We start from the raw sequence: 1255 nt of genomic DNA on the forward strand, positions 1-1255 counted from the left end.
CCCACCGTCCTCGTCTACGGCCACCACGACGTCCAGCCCGCCGCCCGCGCCGACGGCTGGCACACCGACCCCTTCGAGCCGGTGGTCCGCGACGGCCGCATGTACGCCCGGGGCGCGGCCGACGACAAGGGCCAGGTCTTCTTCCACACCCTGGGCGTGCGCGCCCACCTCGCCGCCACCGGCCGTACCGCCCCCGCCGTCAACCTCAAGCTCTTGATCGAGGGTGAGGAGGAGTCCGGCTCCACCCACTTCCGCGACCTCGTCGAGCGCGGGGCGGCCCGGCTCGCCGCCGACGTCGTGATCGTCTCCGACACCGGCATGTGGTCCGAGACCACCCCCACCGTCTGTACCGGCATGCGCGGCATCGCCGACTGCGAGATCGAGCTGCACGGCCCCGACCAGGACATCCACTCCGGCGCCTTCGGCGGCGCCGTGCCCAACCCGGCCACCGTCGCCGCCCGCCTGGTCGCCGCCCTGCACGACGCCGACGAGCGGGTGACGATCCCCGGCTTCTACGACAACATCGCCGAGCTCACCGACGCCGAGCGCGAGCTCATCGCCGAGCTGCCCTTCGACGAGGCCGAGTGGCTGCGCGCCGCCAAGTCGCACGCCACCCTCGGCGAGGCCGGCTACTCCACCCTGGAGCGGGTCTGGGCCCGTCCGACGGCCGAGGTCAACGGCATCGGCGGCGGCTACCAGGGGCCCGGCGGCAAGACGATCGTGCCGTCCTCCGCGCAGCTGAAGCTCTCGTTCCGGCTGGTCTCCGGCCAGGACCCGTACGAGGTCGAGGCCGCCGTCCGCAACTGGGTGGCCGCCCGGATCCCCGCCGGGATCCGGCACTCGATCGTCTTCGGCGCCCCGACCCGCCCCTGCCTGACCCCGCTGGACCACCCGGCCCTCCAGTCCGTCGTACGGGCCATGGGCCGCGCGTTCGGCCAGAAGGTCCGGTTCACGCGTGAGGGTGGTTCCGGTCCGGCCGCCGACCTCCAGGACGTCCTCGGCGCCCCGGTGCTCTTCCTCGGCATCTCGGTGCCGTCCGACGGCTGGCACGCGCCGAACGAGAAGGTCGAGCTGGACCTGCTGCTCAAGGGCGTGGAGACCGCCGCCTACCTGTGGGGCGACCAGGCGGGCGGCGCCGTGCCCAACCCGGCCACCGTCGCCGCCCGCCTGGTCGCCGCCCTGCACGACGCCGACGAGCGGGTGACGATCCCCGGCTTCTACGACAACATCGCCGAGCTCACCGACGCCGAGCGCG

1 protein-coding gene is annotated in these 1255 nt (G+C 73.9%); it reads left to right on the forward strand.

All coding sequences use genetic code 11. The annotated features are described in order from the left end of the window. Positions 1-1255: M20/M25/M40 family metallo-hydrolase (locus tag EF918_RS35880; RefSeq protein WP_260611014.1), on the forward strand; the 1255-nt coding region annotated here is incomplete at both ends.

This window comes from Streptomyces sp. WAC06614 (assembly GCF_003949795.1).
Lineage (GTDB): Bacteria > Actinomycetota > Actinomycetes > Streptomycetales > Streptomycetaceae > Streptomyces.